At 54.7% G+C, this 1,516-nt stretch carries 2 protein-coding genes; one reads left to right on the top strand and one right to left on the bottom strand.

What is annotated here, in order from left to right:
- The first annotated feature begins 140 nt into the window (after positions 1-140).
- The gene (locus QCH34_RS12575) at positions 141-896 is read left to right on the top strand and encodes an ABC transporter permease (RefSeq protein ID WP_300334637.1); all 756 of its coding nucleotides are present in this window, start codon (positions 141-143) and stop codon (positions 894-896) included.
- Between the two features lie 39 nt (positions 897-935).
- Here the strand turns inward: QCH34_RS12575 and QCH34_RS12570 are convergent.
- A partial coding sequence (locus QCH34_RS12570; protein ID WP_300334636.1) for an ABC transporter substrate-binding protein occupies positions 936-1,516 on the bottom strand: 581 nt, incomplete at its 5' end.

Here is a 1,516-nt window from a genome sequence, read left to right as displayed (position 1 = left end):
ATCATGACAGGGGATGTCGATTCCACCATCCACGCTATTTCCGCATACGGAGCAGATAAGGGAGTTAAGATCCAGATGCTCAGGACACTGGCACCAACACTGGATGAAGCCTTCCTCAGGCTCACGGGAGCTGATTCCGCATGAACCCGGAGAGCATCACCGAACAGGCAAAACGGGCTTTTGCGATTGCGAAGAAGGATATCCGGATCTACTATGCGAAAGGGCCGGTTGTGATATTCGGCCTCTTCATGCCGCTCTTCCTCTTCCTCGCATTCGCAGCCGGAAACCGCGGGTTGTCGATGCCTTTTCTCATCTCGGGGCTTTTGGCGATGACGATCTTCTTCACGGCAACCGCTGTCTCGCCGGTGATCCAGCCCTGGGAAGCACAGGCACGGACCTTAGAGCGGCTGATCGCCTGCCCGGTGACAATGAAGACCCTGATCGCAGGCGACATGTTTGCTTCTGTTATCTTCGGGATTGGAATCGCCGTAGTCCCGATTGGAATCGGGGTGATCCTTGGGATCATCCCTCTCCACCCCTTCATACTCGCAGCCGGGATCATCCTCGCCTCGATCTGCTTCTCGGCGCTCGGACTCCTCCTCTCGACACCGGCGACGAATGTGCCATCAAACATCATGATGCTCTCATCACTCCTGAAGTTCCCGCTCATCTTCATCAGCGGCGTCTTCATCCCGGTGGAGCAGCTGCCATTCGCAGGGCAGGTGCTTGCGATCTGCTCACCCCTCACTTACTTCACCAATATCGCCCGATACTGCATCATGGGAACAGAGACCTTTTCTCTCTTCACGAACTTCGCGGCACTGGCGATGTTCTCCGTTCTCTTCACCGCTGTTGCGATCAGGCTTCATGCACGAACCATAAGCAGGCGGATCTGAGAGAGACCAGAGTCCTGAGTGGAAAAAGAAGAGAGGGGATCAGATCTGTATCTGTGAGAACCCGAGGTTTCCATACTGGCTGTTTATGAGCTCAAAGACCGGCTCTCCCAGCAGGAAGGAATAGATCTCATCTGCTTTCTCTGCCGGATCGATATCCTCAAACCGGTCGGGATAGAGAATCTTCCCGATAAAATACGCATCTGCAAGCACAGTTCCGTGATTCACATTATAGAAGTTGTAGGGAAGGACGCCATAGACCCTGCCTTCCTTCACGGCAGTGAGCCCTTTCAATGCCGGATCATGCTTCAGCTGCCCGATGGCGCCTTCATCATCCGCGGTCATGGTATTCACATCGATGAAGAGATATTCGGGATCCCAGTCCACAAGGGCCTCCTTGGCAACATCGGCATGTCCAATCCCAAGGCCCCCCGCGACATTATCCGCATGCACCCAGAGGAATGGGGGATATGCAGGCTCGGTTGAGATGATACCCTGGTTTCCGGCACTGCTGACACCGCCGACATAGACACGCTTCTGTTCTGCGGCAGGGATATCACCGGTACGTGATTCGAGATCCGCCAGGGTATCTTCGATATAGGCGATCACCGCTTCAGCCCGAT

The sequence above is a fragment of the Methanocalculus sp. genome (genome assembly GCF_029762515.1).
Taxonomy (GTDB): Archaea; Halobacteriota; Methanomicrobia; order Methanomicrobiales; family Methanocorpusculaceae; genus Methanocalculus.
Note: the sequence above shows the minus strand (reverse complement) of the source record. Positions and strands in the feature narration are given on the sequence as shown.